Raw genomic sequence first — 17,910 nt, 5'->3', positions numbered from 1 at the left:
AGAACCTCCATGGAATTGCAAAGACATCAGCGGGCGACGACCGGTGGCGACTGAGGCGCCATGGACGTGCGGGCTTCCAGTTGTACGATTTGATTGAGCAGTGCCGGTACATCCAGGATCAGGGCCACCGCGCCGCTGCCCAGGATGGTCGAGCCACTGATACCGCGCAGTGCGCCGAACAACTTGCCCAAGGGTTTGATCACGGTCTGAAACTCACCGAGCAGGTCATCCACCACCAGCCCGGCCTTATGCTCGGCGTAGCGCACCACCACCACATTCTGGCGTCGGGCAACGGGGCCTTCATGGCTGAAGTGGTCACGCAGGTGCACCAACGGCAACACCTCGCCACGCAGGTCCAGATAGCCCGTGTCGCGGCTGGACTGGCGCTGGTGTTCATCCAGCTCGATACATTCCTGGACCATGTCCAGGGGAATCACGTAGGTGGATTGGTCGATGCCGACCAGGAAGCCATTGATGATCGCCAGGGTCAGCGGCAAGCGAATGCGCACCACGGTGCCCTGGCCGGGACGGCTGTCGAGGTCGACGGTGCCGCGCAACAAGGTGATATTGCGCTTGACCACGTCCATGCCGACGCCGCGCCCGGACAGGTTGGTCACGGCCTCGGCGGTCGAGAAACCCGCTTCGAAGATCAGGTTGTAGATCTCCTGGTCGGTGAGCACCGCGCCGCTGGCCACCAGCCCGCGTTCCTGGGCTTTTTCCAGAATGCGGTCGCGGTTGAGCCCGGCGCCGTCATCGGCGATTTCGATGACGATGCTTCCGGAGTCGTGATAAGCATTGAGGCTCAGATGACCCTTGCTCGACTTGCCCGCCGAACGTCGCACATCGGCGCTTTCGATACCGTGGTCCATGGCGTTGCGCAGCAGGTGCATCAGCGGGTCGCCGATCTTCTCTACCACGGTCTTGTCCAGCTCGGTTTCCGCGCCGCTGATGATCAGCTCGATGTCCTTACCCAGTTCCTGGCTGACATCGCGCACCACGCGGCGGAAGCGGTTGAACGTGTCGCCGATGGGGATCATGCGCAGGTGCAGGGCGCCATCGAGGATCTCTTCCACCAGCCCCGACACCGTCGAAGTGGCCTCCTGCAGCGGGTCGTTGTTACAGGAACGCGCCAACAGGCTTGCGCCGGCGCTGGCGATCACCAATTCGCCGACCAGGTTGATCAACTCGTCGAGCTTGTCGGCGTTGACCCGCACATAACTGCCGTCGCGGGTTTTCGCCTCGCTGTTCGCCGGCAGGCGCTGGGGCGAGGCGGGAGCCGGACCTTGCTCGGCTTGTGCGATCAAGTCAATGCCGATGGCGACGCTGCTTTCCGGCGTTTCGTCGACCGCGCGGATGTGCACGTCACAGTCGTCGCGCACGAAGTCGAACACTTCGTTGAGCGTGGCATGGCTGGCCGTCGACCGCAGGTCGATCTCGAAGCCCAGGTAGCAGCTTTCCGGGTCCCAGCTCTCCAGGGCGGGGATGTTGTCGGTCAGGGTGGTGACCTGCACCATGTGCCCCAGCGTATCGAGGTAACGCAGGAACGACAGCGGGTCCATGCCATTACGGAACACCTCCACGCCAAAGCGCAGAGAAATATGCCAAAGCACTTCGCCCCCCGGGTCGTCGTCCACCGCAGCGGGTACGACGTCGGCAGTGGCGGTGCGCAGCGGCTGATAGTCGCTCAGCGCCTCGCGCAAGGTCTCACCGCGCTCCAGCGCGGCTGGGGTCGGCGCCTCACCGCGGCTGGCAATCACGTCGATCAGTTCAAGCATATGGTCGCCGCACTTGAGCAGCAGCGCGATCAAGGCAGCGTCCACCGCCACACTGCCGTCGCGCAGTCGGTCGAGAACGTCTTCGACGATATGCGTGAACCCCACGATCGGCGCGAGGCCGAACAACCCGGCGGAACCCTTGATGGTGTGCGCGGCGCGGAAAATCGCGCCGATGGCATCCTGGTCGCCGGGGTCGCGTTCCAACTGCAGCAGGGATTGCTCCATGGCCTGCAGCAGTTCGCGGGCCTCGACGATGAAGGTCTGCAGTGCCTGATCGAGATTGATGCTCACCTGGACTTTCCTTGTCGATCAATGAACGGGGCAGTGCCGATTAAAGCGCGGCGCTGCGACACAGTTGGAGCGCCTGCATGACCGCCTGGCTCTGGCCGGTCACACTCAAGGCGGTGCCGGCAATGCCGGCTTCACGCTGGATGACTGCCAGCAACTGCAGGCCGGCACCATCCATTTCCGTGACCTGGGACAGGTCCAGGTCCAGGCGCGGCGCCGCGCCCATCTGCGACAACAACGCGCCCGCCAGTTCAGCGACGGTGTAGATCGTGAGTTCGCCGTCGATGCCCACATGGGCGGTGCCGTCGATTGTTTCGTGAGTGATCGGCATGTTGGTCTCCCTGGCGCCGGGTGTCAGGGCAGGATCAATTTGGAGACCGCCGCCAGCATCTGCGCCGGCTGGAACGGCTTGACCACCCACGCCTTGGCGCCCGCGGCCTGGCCTTCGGCCTTCTTCGATTCCTGAGACTCGGTGGTCAGCATGATGATCGGTGTGAACTTGTAGTTGGCCAGCTTCTTGACCTCCTTGACGAAGGTGATGCCATCCATGTTAGGCATGTTCACGTCACTGATGATCAGGTGCACTTTTTGCCCGGTCAGCTTGTTCAGGGCGTCCTTGCCGTCACTGGCCTCGATCACGTCGTAACCGGCGCTTTTCAAGGCGATGCCAACCACTTGCCGCACGCTGCTGGAGTCGTCGACCACTAATACATTCTTCGCCATGATGCGCTCCTAAAAGAAAGTGATGTCTTGAGAATTCTGCTGCACAGCCGCCTCGCCATGATGGAGGCGCCGTTGCTCATCGGTGGCGTAGGTGGCTTCCATGCGCGCCAGCCATTGGCGGGCGTCGATGGCCAGCGGCTGGTCCGGGGCCTGGTTGGCCTGCACGAGATGGTCATGCAGGGCGTGCATGTTGTCGCGCACGTGACTGAGGATCTGGCTGACCCGATCCTGGAATTGCAGGTTGACCAACACCTCGGTCATCTCATCCCGGATGCCGTAGCTTTCCTGCTTGAGCAGGTCGGCGGATTCGGCCAGGCGCCCAGTGATGCTCTGGAAACGTGTGAGCACCACTTGAATACTGTTTTCGGACTCCGCCACAGAATGGCTGTCCTGGTCGGCGCTGCTGGACGCGGCCTGCACCAATTGAGTAATGGCGTTATTGATGATGTCGACCTTCGCCGACATCTGCTGGCCCGTTTCACTGGACTTGCTCGACAGGCTGCGCACCGCATCGGCCACCACCGCGAAGCCGCGACCGGCCTCACCGGCACGCGCCGCTTCGATGGCCGCGTTGAGGGCCAGCAGGTTGGTTTGTGCGGCAATCGCCGCCACATCAGCGGCCATGGTGCGCAGTTCGCCCGTGTAGGCGGTCAGGCTGCGCACCTGAGCCAGGGTCTGATCACGGCTGGCTTGAGTGGCCTTGAGCGAATTGATCACCTGGCTCAACTCGCTGTCACTGCGCGCCAGCACCTCAAGCGCACCGTCGGCGGAGTGCCCGTCCAGTTCGCCGGCCGCGTGCTGCGACGCTTGTACCGTTTCCTGCAAGCGTGTGGCGATCCCGGTGAAACGGTTCGCCAGGCTCACGATCGCTTCTTCGGTCTGATCGCGCGAGCTTTCCACCTGCTTGGCCCAGATGGGCATGGCGCCCAGCAATACCTCATCGAGCTGTGCGCGGGAGGCCATGCCGTTATGGGCATGCGCACTTGACTGGCTTGCCTGCGCCTGCGCAATCGCTCGCTGCATTGCGTTGCGCTGTGCAACCGCGCTCCAGGCACAGGCACCCAGGCCGATCATCACCACTGCCGTGCAGGCCAGCAGATTGGCCATCGAGGTTGATTGCACGAGTATCCACAAAACGGCCGGCACGACTGGGATCAAGGCGAACCAACGGAAACGAGGATAAGCGGGAAGGTGCATGCGGCTGGATGAGCGCTGAGGCATGAATTCGGTCCTTGAACAGTGTTGCGCATGTAAACGACATAGAGTTTATCCGCTCTTTACGCCGCAACTTTAGGTCTGGTGTATGCCTTCCGTCTGGTTTGTGACCGATGTGTGAATGAGCGGGAAGTTAAGTGTAGGCGACGCCAGCCGACACGCTCAGACTGCTTGCAGGATCGTACAAGCGCCCTCGCCCCCTCGTTCGCTAACCTGACGACTCTTGTCTAGCAGAGTATCCGTCATGCCTCAGCCGCAGCCCCCGACAAAACCCATAAATCTCACCCAAAAAGCCGACCTGATCGACCAACAATGGAGCCCACGCGTCGTCGCCGAAATGAACGACTACCAGTTCAAAGTAGTACGCATCGAAGGCGAGTTCATCTGGCACTCCCACCCCGAAACCGACGAAGCCTTTCTGGTACTTGAAGGCACCCTGCGTATCGACCTCCCAGACGGCCCGGTTTATGTCGCACCGGGTGAGCTGTACGTTGTCCCGCGTGGCGTAGAGCACCGCACAGCCGCTGAAGGCGAGACCAAGCTGATGATGATCGAGCCACGGGGCATCTTGAACACCGGGCATGAAGGTGGGGAGCGTACGGCTGTGAATGACCAGTGGATCTGAGGCTGGCGTCGCCCGCTCGCTCACACCACTTACCGTGGCAGCCTTGAACAGGTCGAGACGCGGCCGGCCTGGCCTAGCGGCCGGTTGGGTTATTTCAGCAAGGCAATCAGTGTGCAGCCCACCATGATCACCAGCGCCGGCCACTGCATCGGCATGAAAAAGAAGTGGTGGCGGACGCCATCGGCGTGCGGCTGTCAGTTCAGTGCATCAGCGATGTGTTGCCGGGTTTGACGCTGGGGTCGGGCCACAGCCACATCAATAGCCGCGCCATCACCACCGGTGTAAACAACGTCAGCCAGCCTGCGCCGCGATAAATCATCGATTAATCCATAGGCCGGCTTAAGCCAGCTCGCGTGTCTGTGGATGCTTGGGGGGGGAGTGACTGCATGCGTGTTTGCGTCCTTGTAATGGGTTGAGCCTTGCACCGCCTCCGTCTGGTGACCGGGTGCATTTGGCACGGCGAGTTGCAACATAGCCATTCAATATCGTTGCTCGGGCGGATGACGTTGCGTTGGCGGGAGCTGACCCGTTCGCGGCATGGGGTCTTTTTTTTCATGCGCAGAACAGTGATCATCGCCCTCCCCCACTCTCCCTCCAAAACACCGAGGAACCGAAACCATGGAATTGACGCTGGAAGCGGTTGCGCTTTTTGCACTGAAGCTGGTGCACGAGACGGACGGTGGCAGCCCGGTTTTGCGGGATGATCCGGTGATGGATCGGTATGACCGGGAAGTGTTCGGGTTGTTGGTGCGGCAGGGGGATCTGGCCGTTATTCAATCCAAACTCGCGGAATGTGTTGATCAAGCACTTGAGGCATTGGGCGGGACCGATACGGTGATGGGTCGCGAGCTGCAACGGTTGGCGAGTGATGTGCAAAACGCGGCTCAGTTGGATGAACTGCGCGGGCCACTGACCCACCTGCAGGATTACCTCAAAGACATCCAGTGAGGCACCCTACCGCCGCCCTTCAACCGCCATCCGCACCGCCAGCCCCATCAGCACCGACCCCATCAGCCAGCGCTGCACCACCTGCCAACCCGGCCGGGTAACGAAAAACACCGCGATCGAACCCGCCATGGCAGCAATCGCCGCATTGACGCTCACGCTGATAAAAATCTGCGTAAAGCCCAGCGCCAGGGATTGCGTCAACACACTGCCATGGCCGTTCGGGTCGATGAACTGCGGCAGTAACGACAAATACATCACCGCCACCTTGGGGTTCAACAGGTTGGTCACCAGGCCCATGGTGAACAGCTTGCGTGGGCTGTCCTTGGGCAACTCTCGCACCTGGAATGGTGAGCGTCCGCCTGGCCTGATCGCCTGCCAAGCCATGTATGCAAGGTACAACGCACCGCCGAAGCGCAGCGCGTCGTAGGCAAATGGCACCGCCATGACCAAGGCCGTGATACCCAAGGCGGCGCACAGCATGTAAACCAGAAAACCCAACGCCACACCTGCCAGAGAAATATACCCGGCGGTGCGGCCCTGGCAGATCGAGCGTGAAATCAGGTAAATCATGTTCGGGCCGGGCGTCAGCACCATGCCGAGGGAGATAAACGCGTAGGCCAGCCAACTGGACAGTTCAGGCATTGTTGGACTCCTGGGGTGTTCGTTTGTCGACGCGAAACATTTGGCCAAGGTTGTCGGCTTGGCCCCCATGGTAGGGCGTTCAAAATGCGCGCGTTAGATACAGATCCGCGAGCAAAACGGCATACACCCACGAGGCAGGACATGATCGAAACAAACGAAAATCGAAATATTCCCCACAGCTGACGCCCGAGCAGATGCCCTCCTTCTGCAACTGCTGCACCCACACCCTCAACGGTGTGGTATGCCCGCAGGGTCTACCGCACCGCGGCTAACCCTCAACCCGACTTAACCCCACTCCCCGCCTCAGCCACCGGTACCCGATTCGCCGGATCCGTCACGTCATACACATGCTGCTCACACCCCGAGCCCTTGAATTGGAATTCCACCAGATACACTTTTGCCTTCTCCGGGCGGAACGTATTTATCTCCGGCCCGCAGGTGTAGTAGTAACCGGTGCGGGTGTCGTTCGCGTAACCCGATACAGTGAGTTTCTTGCCGGGGTCGGCCTGGATTTCCAGTTGTGGAAAACGCTTGAGCGTGGCGCTGGCGACGGTTTGGTTGAGCTTGGCGATCCAGTTGAAGACCTTGCCTTCGCCGGTGTCCATCACCTTACCGAGGGCTTCCATGCGTGAGTCGGGGTCGCCTTCGCGGCTGATCGAGAAGTCGACGGCGGGAGTGCCGCCACTGGACTTCATGATGACCTTGGCGTGTTCCGCATCCACAGCCACGGTTTTCTGGCGAAACTGAATGCCGTCCTTGAGCAGGCTGGGCGATGAGTCGCGTTGGTTGGATTGGCAGGCGCCCAGGGCCAGGGCGATGGAGAGCAGCGCGACTCGCTTCACGGGGGATGTCCTTATCGAATGAGGGTGACGAATAGACTAGGGCTCACTGGCAATGTTCCACACTTTGTCACCTTCAATTTTGCGCAGCTTGCCGCCTGAAACCGACTGCGCTACAGCCAATTGTTCCTCGAAGCTGAAACCTGAAAGCTCGTAGAACAGACTCCGCACCGGCTGAGCCTGCTCGCCCCGCAGGGGGTACCGGTGCAGACGGGGCTGGGCCATGGCTCGGTAAATCCTGATCAAGGCCGGGCTCGCAGCATAACCTGCGAACTCACGCTGTGCGCCTTCGACATCGTTATACAGGGCATAGCCGTAGTCGTACGCGGTATCGGAGTCCGCACGTCCTCCAAACCGAACTTCGCCATCCTTGAGAAAATGCCTGAGCAAGTGGGCGTCCAGAATGGGCACGTCGTCACATGCAAAACCGGCGTGGTAAGGACCACTGACGATCACCAGCGGCAGCACAGTGACTTCGGACGCGTCGCTGAGGTGAGGAAAATACTGGCTGCAAAATGCCCCCAGTGCTTGCTGAATATGCTGGGCTTTTCGGCGCGCCTGGCGGGTTTTATGGGTGATGCCATTGTTATCGGAAAAATCGTTGTGGTAATCCAGCGGCGTTATCGGTGCTCGCCGACTGCGCAGTTCGCACACCACCAGCAGCCTGCCAAACGAGAACACTAGGTCGATCTCCTCGACAACATTGGACGTTCCTCTGAACTTAACCGCCCCCAACCACTTCAAGTCCGCCATGATCGGATTAGTTCTGCGACAATCTTCCAACACCGCGAGCAGGTAACGTTCAAACAATCGTCCGCGCTGCTTGCCTTTGGGGTCGATGATGTTGAGCCAGATATCAAAATTCCTGGAGATGCTGGCCGTCAACGGCGCACTGATCGGAATCAGCACGTCGTCATCCACCTTCACCAACGGTCGCGACCACAGGTCATGCTGCAGGCTCTTGGCCTCATAAATGAGCAGATCAATGGCCGCATCGACCTGTTCAGACGCGAGCCCAGTGCACTCTGCAAGCCGCGCAGCAAGCGTTTCACGGGAGAACCGCGGACACAGCTTGAGCAGATCTTCCCACTGCTGCGGCGCAGACATCTGAGCATAGTGTTCTTTAAGTTGAGCCGCGATCACCGAAAGGTGCAGCCAGATATGCAGCAGGTTCTGGCACTCGATACTTTTTATAGCGGGCTCGGGAGAAGCATCGAACAACGGATGCAGGTACTCGTCGATCATGTAATACGGCGACAGGTACGCATAAAGCGCGGCTGTCTGGACGCTGTCGCTTAATTCAGACCACTTGCCGATCGATAACGCGCCAGTGCCGGCGCATTTGATATAGCGCTGCCCCCCAAGCTGAGGCGCATAGTTTTGGCGACCCTGCTGAATTTCACCGGAAATTCTCAGACCGTTGGTACCGTTGTGGTGATCACGGCGGTATTCATAAATCACTTTGACCAGATCCAGATGCTCCGACGCAGAAGAGAGCAGCACGCCTTTGGAATCGGCAAAAAATTCCATGCCGCCGTACAACAACTCCTGCCAGATTTTTTTGAAACTATGGGTCAGTTGCACCAAATCGCTTTCATAGGCAAAAAAGTTGATAGCACTGAGCATATGCGGGCAATTGTCGGGGAACAGCACACGCAGGTCATGGCGGTTTTGATACAGATCCCAGATCGGCCCGCAGAGCGAATCCAGGCGCAACATATTGAGATGATCCGGTGGCAGGCCGGACTCACCGTTAGTCAACGAAGATCGGAATGAAAGGTGCTCTTCAAGGGACGCTACCGGGTTGGCCTTGACGGCCTGCAGCGCCTCGGCGGCCATTGCGCAGAAGAAGTGATTGGCCGCCCCGATATGTGCGCTGATCAGCGCGTCATATGTCAGCGGCTCATTTGTACTGAACGAATAGTGCAGACGGCTGCTCTGCACCCGTTTAAATTGGCTGTTCAACCAGCGTGCACCTTCCAGAAAGCCTCTTTCGAGGCTGTGCCTTGGATAAAGCGCCTGATACTTTGCAATCCAATCGTTGATGTCGAACTCGTCGAGCATCGCGGGGTGCGCCAGCTGTTTGTTGCGGGCGAGCTTGAGCAGTTGCCGGTCCATCAGCGTGCCTCTGGGTTTTGTAAGGTGGCGCCCTTAGGCTTCGATCGACACCGATCACTTGGGCTGGAAGGTTTCCAGGTACGCCAGGATGTTCTCGATTTTTTCCTGATCACTAATGCCCCAGAAGATCATCCGCGTACCCCTTACCACCTTCTTCGGCGCCTCGATGTAGGCGGCGAGTTTGTCCCGGGTCCAGACCACACCGGAGTTTTTCATCGCATCGGAATACTGATAGTCAGTGGTAATCCCCGCAGGTCGGCCGATGATGCCGTTGAGTTCAGGGCCGAAACCACCGCGTGCACCCTCGCCGACACTGTGGCAGCCGCCGCAGGTCTTGGTGAAAAGTTTGCCGCCAGCTTCGGCGTCACCCGCAGCATAGGTCAGGGGGCTGGACATACCAGCGGCAAGAATCAGCGCCAGTGAGGCGGTATATTTCATAGGGTGCTCCACATCGAGTGCTGCTGGCAGCAACGGTGGTGCAATTATGCCTGCTAGCCAGCCCAGTGCACCAAACCGTGCCACAACACGACCATCCATCGGCAAAAAACCTTTGCATCGAAACTCTTACATTCCTGACCCACTCCACCTTATGAACCCTGATGGTGGAGTAACGATCATGGCTCAGCCATCGATATTAGTATTGGAAGACGACGAAATCATTCGGACGTTGATGGTGGATGTACTGGAAGATTTTGGGGCGGTCGTGACGTCATTTCCTTCGGCGGATGAGGGAATGATTTATTTGGAGCGCGAGGATGACCCGGTGCACCTGATCGTCAGCGATGTGCAGATGCCAGGTTTGCTCAACGGTTATGACTTGAGCCGAGTGGTCGCGCATCGGTGGCCAACGGTGCCGGTGGTGTTGACGTCCGGAAACACCAGTATTGCAGCACAACTAGGTGGATCGGTGCGTTTCTTGCCTAAACCCTGGAGCACTGAGCACCTGATCGACTGTGTGCAAGCGGCGTTGACCCAGAAGGGGCTGTCCATGCATTGATAGCGTCGCGACATCATTTCAGCCGAACTTCACCGCATGCGCTGCGGTCTCTGAATGAACAAGCAGCGACTTTTCTAATCCGCTGGTCAGCCTTTTCGCTTTGCGCGTACAGCTGCCCGCCATTAGTTGTGTAGAATTATCGCCGATTTAAATGCGTCATTCATGGCCGAGAGGCCCACAGTTCGAGCTCACTGAATGCATTCACAGGCCCATGACGTCGGCGCGCCCTCTTTGCTAGAAACGTTGCGCACAGGTACGGCCCTGCTGCATGTGACGTTGGAAAAGCGCCTGCCGTTTTTCTCCGAGCGCATGGATGCCGATTGGTATCAGCGCTTATTGCAGGCGTATTACGGGTTTTATGGGCCAATGGAAGCGGCGCTGTACGAATGCGATTTGATCCCTGAAGGCTTCGACCAGGGGGTGCGTACGAAAACGCCGACTCTACTGAATGACCTCAACGCGCTGGGCTTGGATGAGCAGGCTATTGACGCCCTGCCCCGCTGCGCCGAGCTCCCGCCCCTTGACACCCCCGCCGCCTGCCTCGGTGCCCTGTACGTGCTGGAAGGCGCGACCCTCGGCGGCCAAGTGCTGCGCCGGGAAATGGCCCAGCGTCTGCGCGTCAATGCTGACAACGGTGGCGCGTTTCTCGATGTATACGGTGCCGAGACAGGTCGGCGCTGGAAAGACTTTCTCGATTACCTGGGGCGCCTGCCGCTGGATGCCCGTGCCAAACAGCGCGCGGTGGATGCTGCCCGTTCGACATTCAGCTGCTTTGAGCAATGGCTCGACAGCCAGAAGGTACTGCTATGAAAACCGAACATTTTGAAGAGCTGCTTGCCAACTGTGCCGACGAGCCCATCCGCTTTCCGGGGGCGATCCAACCCCACGGTGTGCTGCTGACGTTATCGGAGCCGGGGCTGAATATCATCCAGGTCAGTGCCAACGTCGACACGTTGTTCGGGCACGCACCCGAAGTGTTGCTGGGCCAGCCGCTGCACACGCTGATAGGCACCGAGCACGCCAATGCCGTCGGCGCCATGGCCGAAAACAATACGTTTTTCGACGCAGCACCTCTGCACGTCACGCTCAACGGCGCGGAGTTCGAAGGCCTGCTGCACCGCCATCAGAATGTGCTGGTGCTGGAGTTCGAACCACGGCTCAAGGACTTCCGCCCACGGGCACTGAACGGCCGCACCAGTGACCTGGGCAAAATGCTGCAGCGTTTGCAGTCGGCGAAAACTCTGCAAGCGCTGTACGAAATCAGCGTGACTGAAATCCAGGCCATGACCGGCTACGACCGCGTGCTGATCTACCGCTTCGAAGACGAAGGTCACGGCCAGGTGATCGCCGAAGCGTCGTCACCCTCCATGGAGCTGTTCAACGGGCTGTTCTTCCCCGCGTCCGACATCCCGGAGCAGGCCCGTGAGCTGTATCGCACCAATTGGTTGCGCATCATCCCGAACGCCGCCTACGAGCCGGTGCCGCTGTTGCCCAAGTTGCGCCCTGACTCCGAGCAGCCCTTGGACCTGAGTTTCGCCACCCTGCGTAGCGTGTCGCCAATTCACTGCCAGTACATGCAGAACATGGGCGTGCTGTCGTCCATGAGCATCTCGCTGATGAAAGGCGACAAGCTTTGGGGTCTGATCAGCTGCGGCAACCGCGAACCGCTGATGGTGCCGAATGACCTGCGCACCGCCTGCCAGACTATCGGCCAGGTCTTGTCGTTGCAGATCAGCGCCATGGAGGCCTTGGACCTGACACGTCAGCGTGAAGAGAAAGTCGAGACCCTGACGCTGCTGGATCAAGCGATGAAAGCGTCGCAAGAAAGCGTGTTCGGGGGCCTGGCCCAGCAACCGCGCTTGCTGATGGACCTGACCGTTTCGGGCGGCGTTGCGATCATCGAAGACAAGCAACTGCGCCGCTATGGCAATTGCCCGGAGCCAGCGCAGATCCGTGCGTTGCACAAATGGTTGCAGATGAGCGGCGAGCCGGTGTTCGCCAGTCATCACCTGGCGTCGGTGTATCCGCCGGCCTCCGAGTACCAGCAGGTGGCCAGCGGTGTCCTGGCCTTGAGCCTGCCGAAGCCGGTGGACAACGGTTTGCTGTGGTTTCGCCCGGAAGTCAAAGAGAACATCCACTGGAGCGGCGACCCAAAAAAGCCACTGAACCTGGAAAATTCCGACGCGGGTCTAAGCCTTCGCCCACGTACCTCGTTTGAAATCTGGAAAGTCGAGATGGCTGGCATCTCCTCCAAATGGAGCCATGGCGACCTTTTCGCCGCCAACGACCTGCGTCGCTCGGCCCTGGAAAACGACCTGGCTCGCCAGGTACTGCGCGAACAACAAGCCGTGCGCGCCCGCGATGAGCTGGTGGCAGTGGTGTCACACGACTTGCGTAACCCGATGACGGTTATCTCCATGCTCTGCGGCATGATGCAGAACGCCTTCAGCTCCGATGGTCCCCACACCTCACGGCGGATTTCCTCGGCCATCGACACCATGCAACAGGCGACCGCGCGCATGAATGTGCTGCTGGAAGATTTGCTCGACACCTCGAAAATCGAGGCCGGACGCTATGTGGTCAAGCTGGTGGTGCTCGACGTGAGCCAGATGTTTGAAGAGGCCTACGCCCTGCTCGCACCGCTGGCGATGGAAAAAGGCATCGACCTGTCGTTCAACGCCGAGTCTGGCCTACTGATCAACGGCGACCCCGAGCGCCTGTTTCAGGTGCTGTCGAACCTGATCGGCAACGCCATCAAGTTTACCCCGCGCCAGGGCAGCATCGGTATCAGCGCCATGAGCACCGACGACGCCGTCGTCTTCTCGGTGCGCGACTCCGGAGAAGGCATTGCACCCGAGCACTTGCCTCACGTGTTCGATCGTTACTGGACCCAGGCGGAGAACAACCCGACCGGAAGCGGCCTGGGGCTGTACATCACGCAAGGTATCGTGCAGGCCCATGGCGGCAGGATCGTTGCCGAAAGTGAATTGGGGCGTGGCAGTGAGTTCCGATTCACGGTGCCGAAGTTAATTGAAGTCTCGCCAACCTGACACGGTAAAACCGTGAGAGCGGCGGTGCGCCTCTGATGACGTCTGAAGCGCGTTTACCCACGTCAGTCATATCTTGCAGCAGCGCGTTTATAGCTGGCCCGCTTCGCCCTCTATAAGTTTGGTCTCACTTCGCTCTCACAGGCGGAGTAATCCCTACCCAATAGAAGGAAACATCCATGCTTAACGCTATCAACCACTCGCTGGGCCACTTTCACTACCCACCGCTGCAGAAGGATGATGCAGAGCCCCAACGCAGGAAGCGCAGTATTGACGACACACAAACGCAACTGCATGCCGCTGACCCTGGAAGTACGGCAGCCAATGACCGTCGACGCAAAAACGGCGGTGGGCTAGACAGCCTGGGGCAAGGCCGCCTGCTTTAACCGGCCTTATACGGAGGGCAGTGCACGGCCCTTCGTACGCTCGCCCTTAACAAAACGATGACATTCACGGGGTTAATCTTGCCGGTTCACCCTGCATGGAATCCTTGCCTGCATGCCGCATCCCGACACACTGCCCGCCGTACTGGCCGGCCCACTGCTGCGGCGTCTCGAACCTCGGCGCCTGGTGTTGTGGCTGGTGGGAAGCCGCGCACTTGAATTGACGCTGAAATTGCATCTGCCAACTCAGACACTGGAGATCACCCTGGACCAGTGCCAGGTTGTGGCCGTAGGGCGCCAGGCATTTATCCATTTGATCGACGTGTCACTGGACGATGCACTGCCCCTGGACGTGGCGATCGACTACGACCTGTTGTTCGACAGCACCGGCATTGCTGACTGGGCACCGCACCTGCTGTACGCCAACGCCCACCTTCCGAGTTTCGTGTTGCACAGCCGTATCCACCAGTTGGTGCACGGCTCATGCCGCAAACCCCATCACAGTGCCGACGAGGGTTTGCTGTGTGTCGACCGCCTGCTGGCAGACGCCCACACCCCAACCGATCGCCCAGCCTTGCTGATGATGAGCGGCGATCAGGTCTACGCCGATGATGTGGCCGGGCCGATGCTGCGGGCGATACATTCATTGATCGCACGCCTGGGCCTGTTCGATGAATACCTGGAGGGCGCCGTGGTCGATGACAGCGCCAGCCTCTACAGGCACAGCGCCAGCTACTACCATCGCGCCGACTTGCTGCCCGCACTGGACAGCAACGAAACCCTGCGCGAACGCTTCTTTGGTGGTGTAAAAAAGCCCATCTTCACCAGCAGCACCGCCGACAATCATCTGGTGACATTCGCTGAAGTCATCGCAATGTACTTGCTGGTATGGTCGCCCACGCCCTGGACGTTGATTGCACCTCAACCTGCGCAACTGAACGTAGAAAGACACCAGCGCTACGCGCGCGAACAGGTACAGATCAATAAATTTCGCGACGGCCTACAGGGCGTCGCGCGGGTATTCGCCCACCTGTCGACCTTGATGATCTTTGACGATCACGACATCACCGACGACTGGAACCTTAGCGCCCAATGGGAGGAGACTGCCTACGGCCACCCTTTCTCCAAGCGCATCATCGGCAACGCCCTGCTTGCCTATTTGCTGTGCCAGGGCTGGGGCAACCAACCGGACGCGTTTGGCGAACTGGTCAGCCAAACCCAAGCCCTCACGGCTCAGCCCAAAGCCAATCATTTGGACGCGGGCGCGCAGGATGAACTGCTCGAAACGTTGCTGAAATTCCAGCGCTGGCATTACGTACTGCCCACCACCCCCGCCCTGGTGGTGCTCGACACCCGCACTCGCCGTTGGCGCAGCGAGTTCACCCTCAAACAACCTTCCGGCCTGCTGGACTGGGAGGCCTTGAGCGAACTGCAACAGGAACTGCTGGATCACCCCTCGGTCATCATCGTCTCGCCCGCGCCAATCTTCGGCGTCAAGTTGATCGAGACAGTGCAGAAGGTGTTCAGTTGGTGCGGCCACCCCTTGCTGGTGGATGCCGAAAACTGGATGGCCCATCGCGGAGCCGCCCAAGTGATCCTCAATATCTTCCGTCATTCCCGCACGCCGGGTAGCTACGTGATCCTCTCCGGTGACGTGCACTACTCGTTCGTCTACGAAGTGCTGATCCGCCATCGCAACGCCGGCCCCAGGATCTGGCAGATCACCAGCAGCGGTATCAAGAACGAATTCCCACCCCGCCTGCTAGAGTGGTTCGACCGCCTTAATCGCTGGCTCTACTCGCCGCGCTCGCCGCTCAACTGGTTCACCCGCCGTCGCACCATGCAGGTGGTGCCCCATATTCCGGAGCACGCCGAAGCCGGCGAGCGGTTATGGAATTCGGCAGGGATTGGCCAAGTATTTTTCAATGAGCAGGGTCAGCCCGACGCGATTTATCAGCACAACGCAGATGGGAAGGAGCAGACGAGGATGGTGGCGCCGAAGCAATAGCTATCTTCCATCAATCTTTCGCCGTACACCTTCCCTATTCAAAGCATCCAGGCTCCGTTGTACAGTAGCTCCAGCCACGGAGTATCGGCGACAACAGGGGTAGGCGTTGAATGCCTGCCCTCGCAAGGAATGCACAGATGAACGATACCTCCGACACTAATCCGTTAAAGCAAGATTTCTCTCACTTCAACGCCGACATGCTACACACCGTTCTGGAGCTGGTCAGTGACGGGATCTGGGATTGGAATGCCAACACAGGTTTCGTCTACCGCAATCCAGGCTGGTACGAAATGCTTGGCTATCACCGCCATGCACTAGAGAACACTGTGTTCATCTGGGAGAACGTGATTCACCCGGACGACTACCCCCAGGTGATGAAGCTGTTCGACGACTACATCCACCGTCGCGCCCCCCACTACCAAGTCGAATATCGCTGCCGCAAAAAAGATGGCAGCTACCTGTGGATCGAAGACCGCGGCTACGTGATTGCACGTAACGCCGACGGCTCGGTGGCGCGAATGGTGGGCGCCCATCGCGATATTCATCTGCGCAAATGCTCCGTCGAACAGCTGGAAAAGCGCAATCAATCGCTTGAGGCACTGGTGGCCGAACGCACGTGCGAGCTGTCGCGGGTCAATCAGCAGCTGCAGCTGCAATTGGATGAAAATCGCACCTTGGCCGAACGGGATGCGCTGACCCTGGTTGCCAATCGCTATCGCCTGGAGAAAGTGCTGCTCGAAGAATGCGACCGTGCCCAGCGCTTTCGCCTGCCGCTGGCATTGATTGCCATAGACATCGATAACTTCAAGCTGATCAATGACCGCTACGGTCATGGTGTGGGCGACCAGACCTTGGTGCGGGTGGTGGGATGCCTGGAAAGTTGTATCCGCCCTAATGACCTGCTGGCCCGATGGGGCGGCGATGAGTTTGTGCTGGTCCTGCCCCAAACCTCGCTGGACATCGCAAAGGCGCAGGCAGAAAACATCCGCCAGACGTTCAGGAATCGCCCGCAAAGGGATGATTTCAAGGTAACCCTGAGCCTGGGTGTTGCTGTGCATCTAAGGGATGAGCCCCCTGCGGCCCTGATGGCGCGCGCTGATCAGGCGTTGTATCGCGCCAAGGCGGCGGGGAAGGACGGCGTGTCCGAATGAGCAATGTTCACTGTAGGCGCAGGCTTGCCAGCGCCTACAGCGGGACCGCGTTTATCTGACTGGCGGCGCGTATTGGATGCCGCCGTTGTTCCACAGCGCATTGAGCCCGCGCTTGATTTTCAGCACGCTGCCCTGGCCGATGTTGCGCTCGAATACTTCGCCATAGTTGCCCACTTGCTTGACGATCTGAACCACCCAATCCTTGCGCAGTTTCAAGTCCTTGCCGTATTCGCCATCAACTCCCAGCAACCGCGCAATGTCCGGATTCTTGGTGGTCTTGGCCTGCTCTTCGACATTCTGCGAGGTGATGCCCATTTCCTCGGCGTTGAGCATCGCGAACAAGGTCCATTTGACGATACTGAACCACTCGTCATCGCCTTTACGCACCAGCGGCCCCAAGGGTTCCTTGGAGATCACTTCCGGCAACACCACAAACTCGTCCGGGTGGGCCATCTTGATTCGCTGGGCATACAAGCCCGATTGGTCGGTGGTGAGTACATCGCAACGCCCGGCTTCCAGGGCCTTGGCGCTTTCGTCGGCGGTGTCAAAGGTGATCGGTATGTACTTCATCCCGTTGGTGCGGAAGTAATCGGAAACATTGAGTTCAGTCGTAGTACCGGCCTGGATGCACACGGTGGCGCCGTCCAATTGCTTGGCGCCAGTAACGCCCAGCTTGTTGTTCACCAGAAAACCAATGCCGTCGTAGTAGGTCACGCCGGTGAACACTAAGCCCATACCCGAATCACGGGAGCTGGTCCAGGTGGTGTTACGTGAGATCAGGTCGATCTCACCGGACTGCAGCGCCGTGAAACGCTCCTTGGCGGTCAACTGCGTGAACTTCACTTTCGACGCGTCGCCGAATACGGCTGCCGCCACTGCGTGGCATACGTCCACATCGATACCGGTCATCTTGCCCTGGCTGTTGGGCACGCCGAAGCCCGGTAGCCCATCGCTGACACCACATTGGATAAAGCCTTTTTTCTGGATGGCGTCCAGGGTTGCGCCCGCGTGGGCGGTGCCTGCCAGGCCAAGCACGGCGCTGGCGCCAATCGCGGCCAACGTAATTTTGAATGAGTTCATGCAAGGCTCTCCCTGTCATTCCTTATTATTCGGCGCCGTATTGCCCGCGCCGGTTTATAGTGCTGCCGGGC

The 17,910-nt window shown here is 59.4% G+C and carries 16 protein-coding genes and 1 pseudogene; 8 read left to right on the top strand and 9 right to left on the bottom strand.

Going from position 1 to position 17,910, the window contains the following annotated elements:
- Positions 1 to 26 precede the first annotated feature (26 nt).
- The 4 genes and pseudogenes from AACY30_RS07435 to AACY30_RS07420 all read right to left on the bottom strand — a co-directional run.
- Complete coding sequence (locus tag AACY30_RS07435) at positions 27 to 2,066, bottom strand: chemotaxis protein CheA (protein ID WP_339540084.1); 2,040 nt, start codon at positions 2,064 to 2,066, stop codon at positions 27 to 29.
- A gap of 40 nt (positions 2,067 to 2,106) precedes the next feature.
- Positions 2,107 to 2,394: an STAS domain-containing protein gene (locus AACY30_RS07430; RefSeq protein WP_339470715.1), complete on the bottom strand. Its 288-nt coding sequence runs from the start codon at positions 2,392 to 2,394 to the stop codon at positions 2,107 to 2,109.
- Between the two features lie 23 nt (positions 2,395 to 2,417).
- Entirely contained in the window at positions 2,418 to 2,786 is a 369-nt protein-coding gene (locus AACY30_RS07425; protein WP_058423391.1) for a response regulator, read from the bottom strand.
- 9 nt (positions 2,787 to 2,795) lie between these two features.
- Positions 2,796 to 3,743 (bottom strand): annotated as a pseudogene (locus tag AACY30_RS07420) (methyl-accepting chemotaxis protein); the annotation flags it as partial.
- Positions 3,744 to 4,245: 502 nt separating this feature from the next.
- Between AACY30_RS07420 and AACY30_RS07415 the strand changes: the two are divergent.
- Both AACY30_RS07415 and AACY30_RS07410 read left to right on the top strand, forming a co-directional pair.
- Positions 4,246 to 4,626 (top strand): cupin domain-containing protein, encoded by a 381-nt coding sequence (locus AACY30_RS07415; RefSeq protein WP_339470710.1) that lies wholly within the window; start codon positions 4,246 to 4,248, stop codon positions 4,624 to 4,626.
- Positions 4,627 to 5,244: 618 nt separating this feature from the next.
- Positions 5,245 to 5,574: a hypothetical protein gene (locus AACY30_RS07410; protein WP_339540083.1), complete on the top strand. Its 330-nt coding sequence runs from the start codon at positions 5,245 to 5,247 to the stop codon at positions 5,572 to 5,574.
- A 6-nt stretch (positions 5,575 to 5,580) separates the two neighbouring features.
- Here AACY30_RS07410 and AACY30_RS07405 read toward each other — a convergent pair whose 3' ends face one another.
- From AACY30_RS07405 to AACY30_RS07390, 4 genes are all read right to left on the bottom strand, one after another.
- Positions 5,581 to 6,216: a LysE family translocator gene (locus tag AACY30_RS07405; protein ID WP_339470705.1), complete on the bottom strand. Its 636-nt coding sequence runs from the start codon at positions 6,214 to 6,216 to the stop codon at positions 5,581 to 5,583.
- Positions 6,217 to 6,491: 275 nt separating this feature from the next.
- The gene (locus AACY30_RS07400) at positions 6,492 to 7,058 is read right to left on the bottom strand and encodes a hypothetical protein (RefSeq protein WP_339420661.1); all 567 of its coding nucleotides are present in this window, start codon (positions 7,056 to 7,058) and stop codon (positions 6,492 to 6,494) included.
- 36 nt (positions 7,059 to 7,094) lie between these two features.
- Positions 7,095 to 9,173, bottom strand: a complete 2,079-nt coding sequence (locus AACY30_RS07395; RefSeq protein ID WP_339540082.1) for a hypothetical protein — start codon at positions 9,171 to 9,173, stop codon at positions 7,095 to 7,097.
- A gap of 54 nt (positions 9,174 to 9,227) precedes the next feature.
- Positions 9,228 to 9,611, bottom strand: a complete 384-nt coding sequence (locus AACY30_RS07390) for a c-type cytochrome (RefSeq protein ID WP_339470769.1) — start codon at positions 9,609 to 9,611, stop codon at positions 9,228 to 9,230.
- Positions 9,612 to 9,789: 178 nt separating this feature from the next.
- Between AACY30_RS07390 and AACY30_RS07385 the strand changes: the two genes are divergently transcribed.
- From AACY30_RS07385 to AACY30_RS07360, 6 genes are all read left to right on the top strand, one after another.
- Positions 9,790 to 10,170, top strand: coding sequence for a response regulator (locus tag AACY30_RS07385; RefSeq protein WP_339540081.1), 381 nt, complete (start codon positions 9,790 to 9,792; stop codon positions 10,168 to 10,170).
- A gap of 195 nt (positions 10,171 to 10,365) precedes the next feature.
- The gene (locus AACY30_RS07380; RefSeq protein ID WP_339540080.1) at positions 10,366 to 10,980 is read left to right on the top strand and encodes a biliverdin-producing heme oxygenase; all 615 of its coding nucleotides are present in this window, start codon (positions 10,366 to 10,368) and stop codon (positions 10,978 to 10,980) included.
- The gene (locus AACY30_RS07375) at positions 10,977 to 13,220 is read left to right on the top strand and encodes an ATP-binding protein (RefSeq protein ID WP_339540079.1); all 2,244 of its coding nucleotides are present in this window, start codon (positions 10,977 to 10,979) and stop codon (positions 13,218 to 13,220) included. The genes AACY30_RS07380 and AACY30_RS07375 overlap by 4 nt, the downstream gene beginning before the upstream one ends.
- Before the next feature lie 176 nt (positions 13,221 to 13,396).
- Entirely contained in the window at positions 13,397 to 13,603 is a 207-nt protein-coding gene (locus AACY30_RS07370; RefSeq protein ID WP_339470688.1) for a hypothetical protein, read from the top strand.
- A gap of 112 nt (positions 13,604 to 13,715) precedes the next feature.
- Complete coding sequence (locus tag AACY30_RS07365) at positions 13,716 to 15,608, top strand: alkaline phosphatase family protein (RefSeq protein WP_339470687.1); 1,893 nt, start codon at positions 13,716 to 13,718, stop codon at positions 15,606 to 15,608.
- A 137-nt stretch (positions 15,609 to 15,745) separates the two neighbouring features.
- On the top strand, positions 15,746 to 16,759 hold the full coding sequence (locus AACY30_RS07360; protein ID WP_339470686.1) for a diguanylate cyclase domain-containing protein: 1,014 nt from the start codon (positions 15,746 to 15,748) through the stop codon (positions 16,757 to 16,759).
- 51 nt (positions 16,760 to 16,810) lie between these two features.
- On the opposite strand, the gene AACY30_RS07355 is transcribed toward AACY30_RS07360, so the two are convergent.
- Positions 16,811 to 17,839 carry an amino acid ABC transporter substrate-binding protein gene (locus tag AACY30_RS07355; RefSeq protein WP_339435960.1) on the bottom strand — a complete coding sequence of 343 codons (1,029 nt, stop codon included), beginning with the start codon at positions 17,837 to 17,839 and terminating at the stop codon, positions 16,811 to 16,813.
- Between the last annotated feature and the right edge of the window lie 71 nt (positions 17,840 to 17,910).

Source organism: Pseudomonas sp. RA_5y_Pfl1_P24 (genome assembly GCF_963970945.1).
Taxonomy (GTDB): Bacteria; Pseudomonadota; Gammaproteobacteria; order Pseudomonadales; family Pseudomonadaceae; genus Aquipseudomonas; species Aquipseudomonas tritici.
This window is presented reverse-complemented; position numbering and strand designations above follow the sequence as displayed.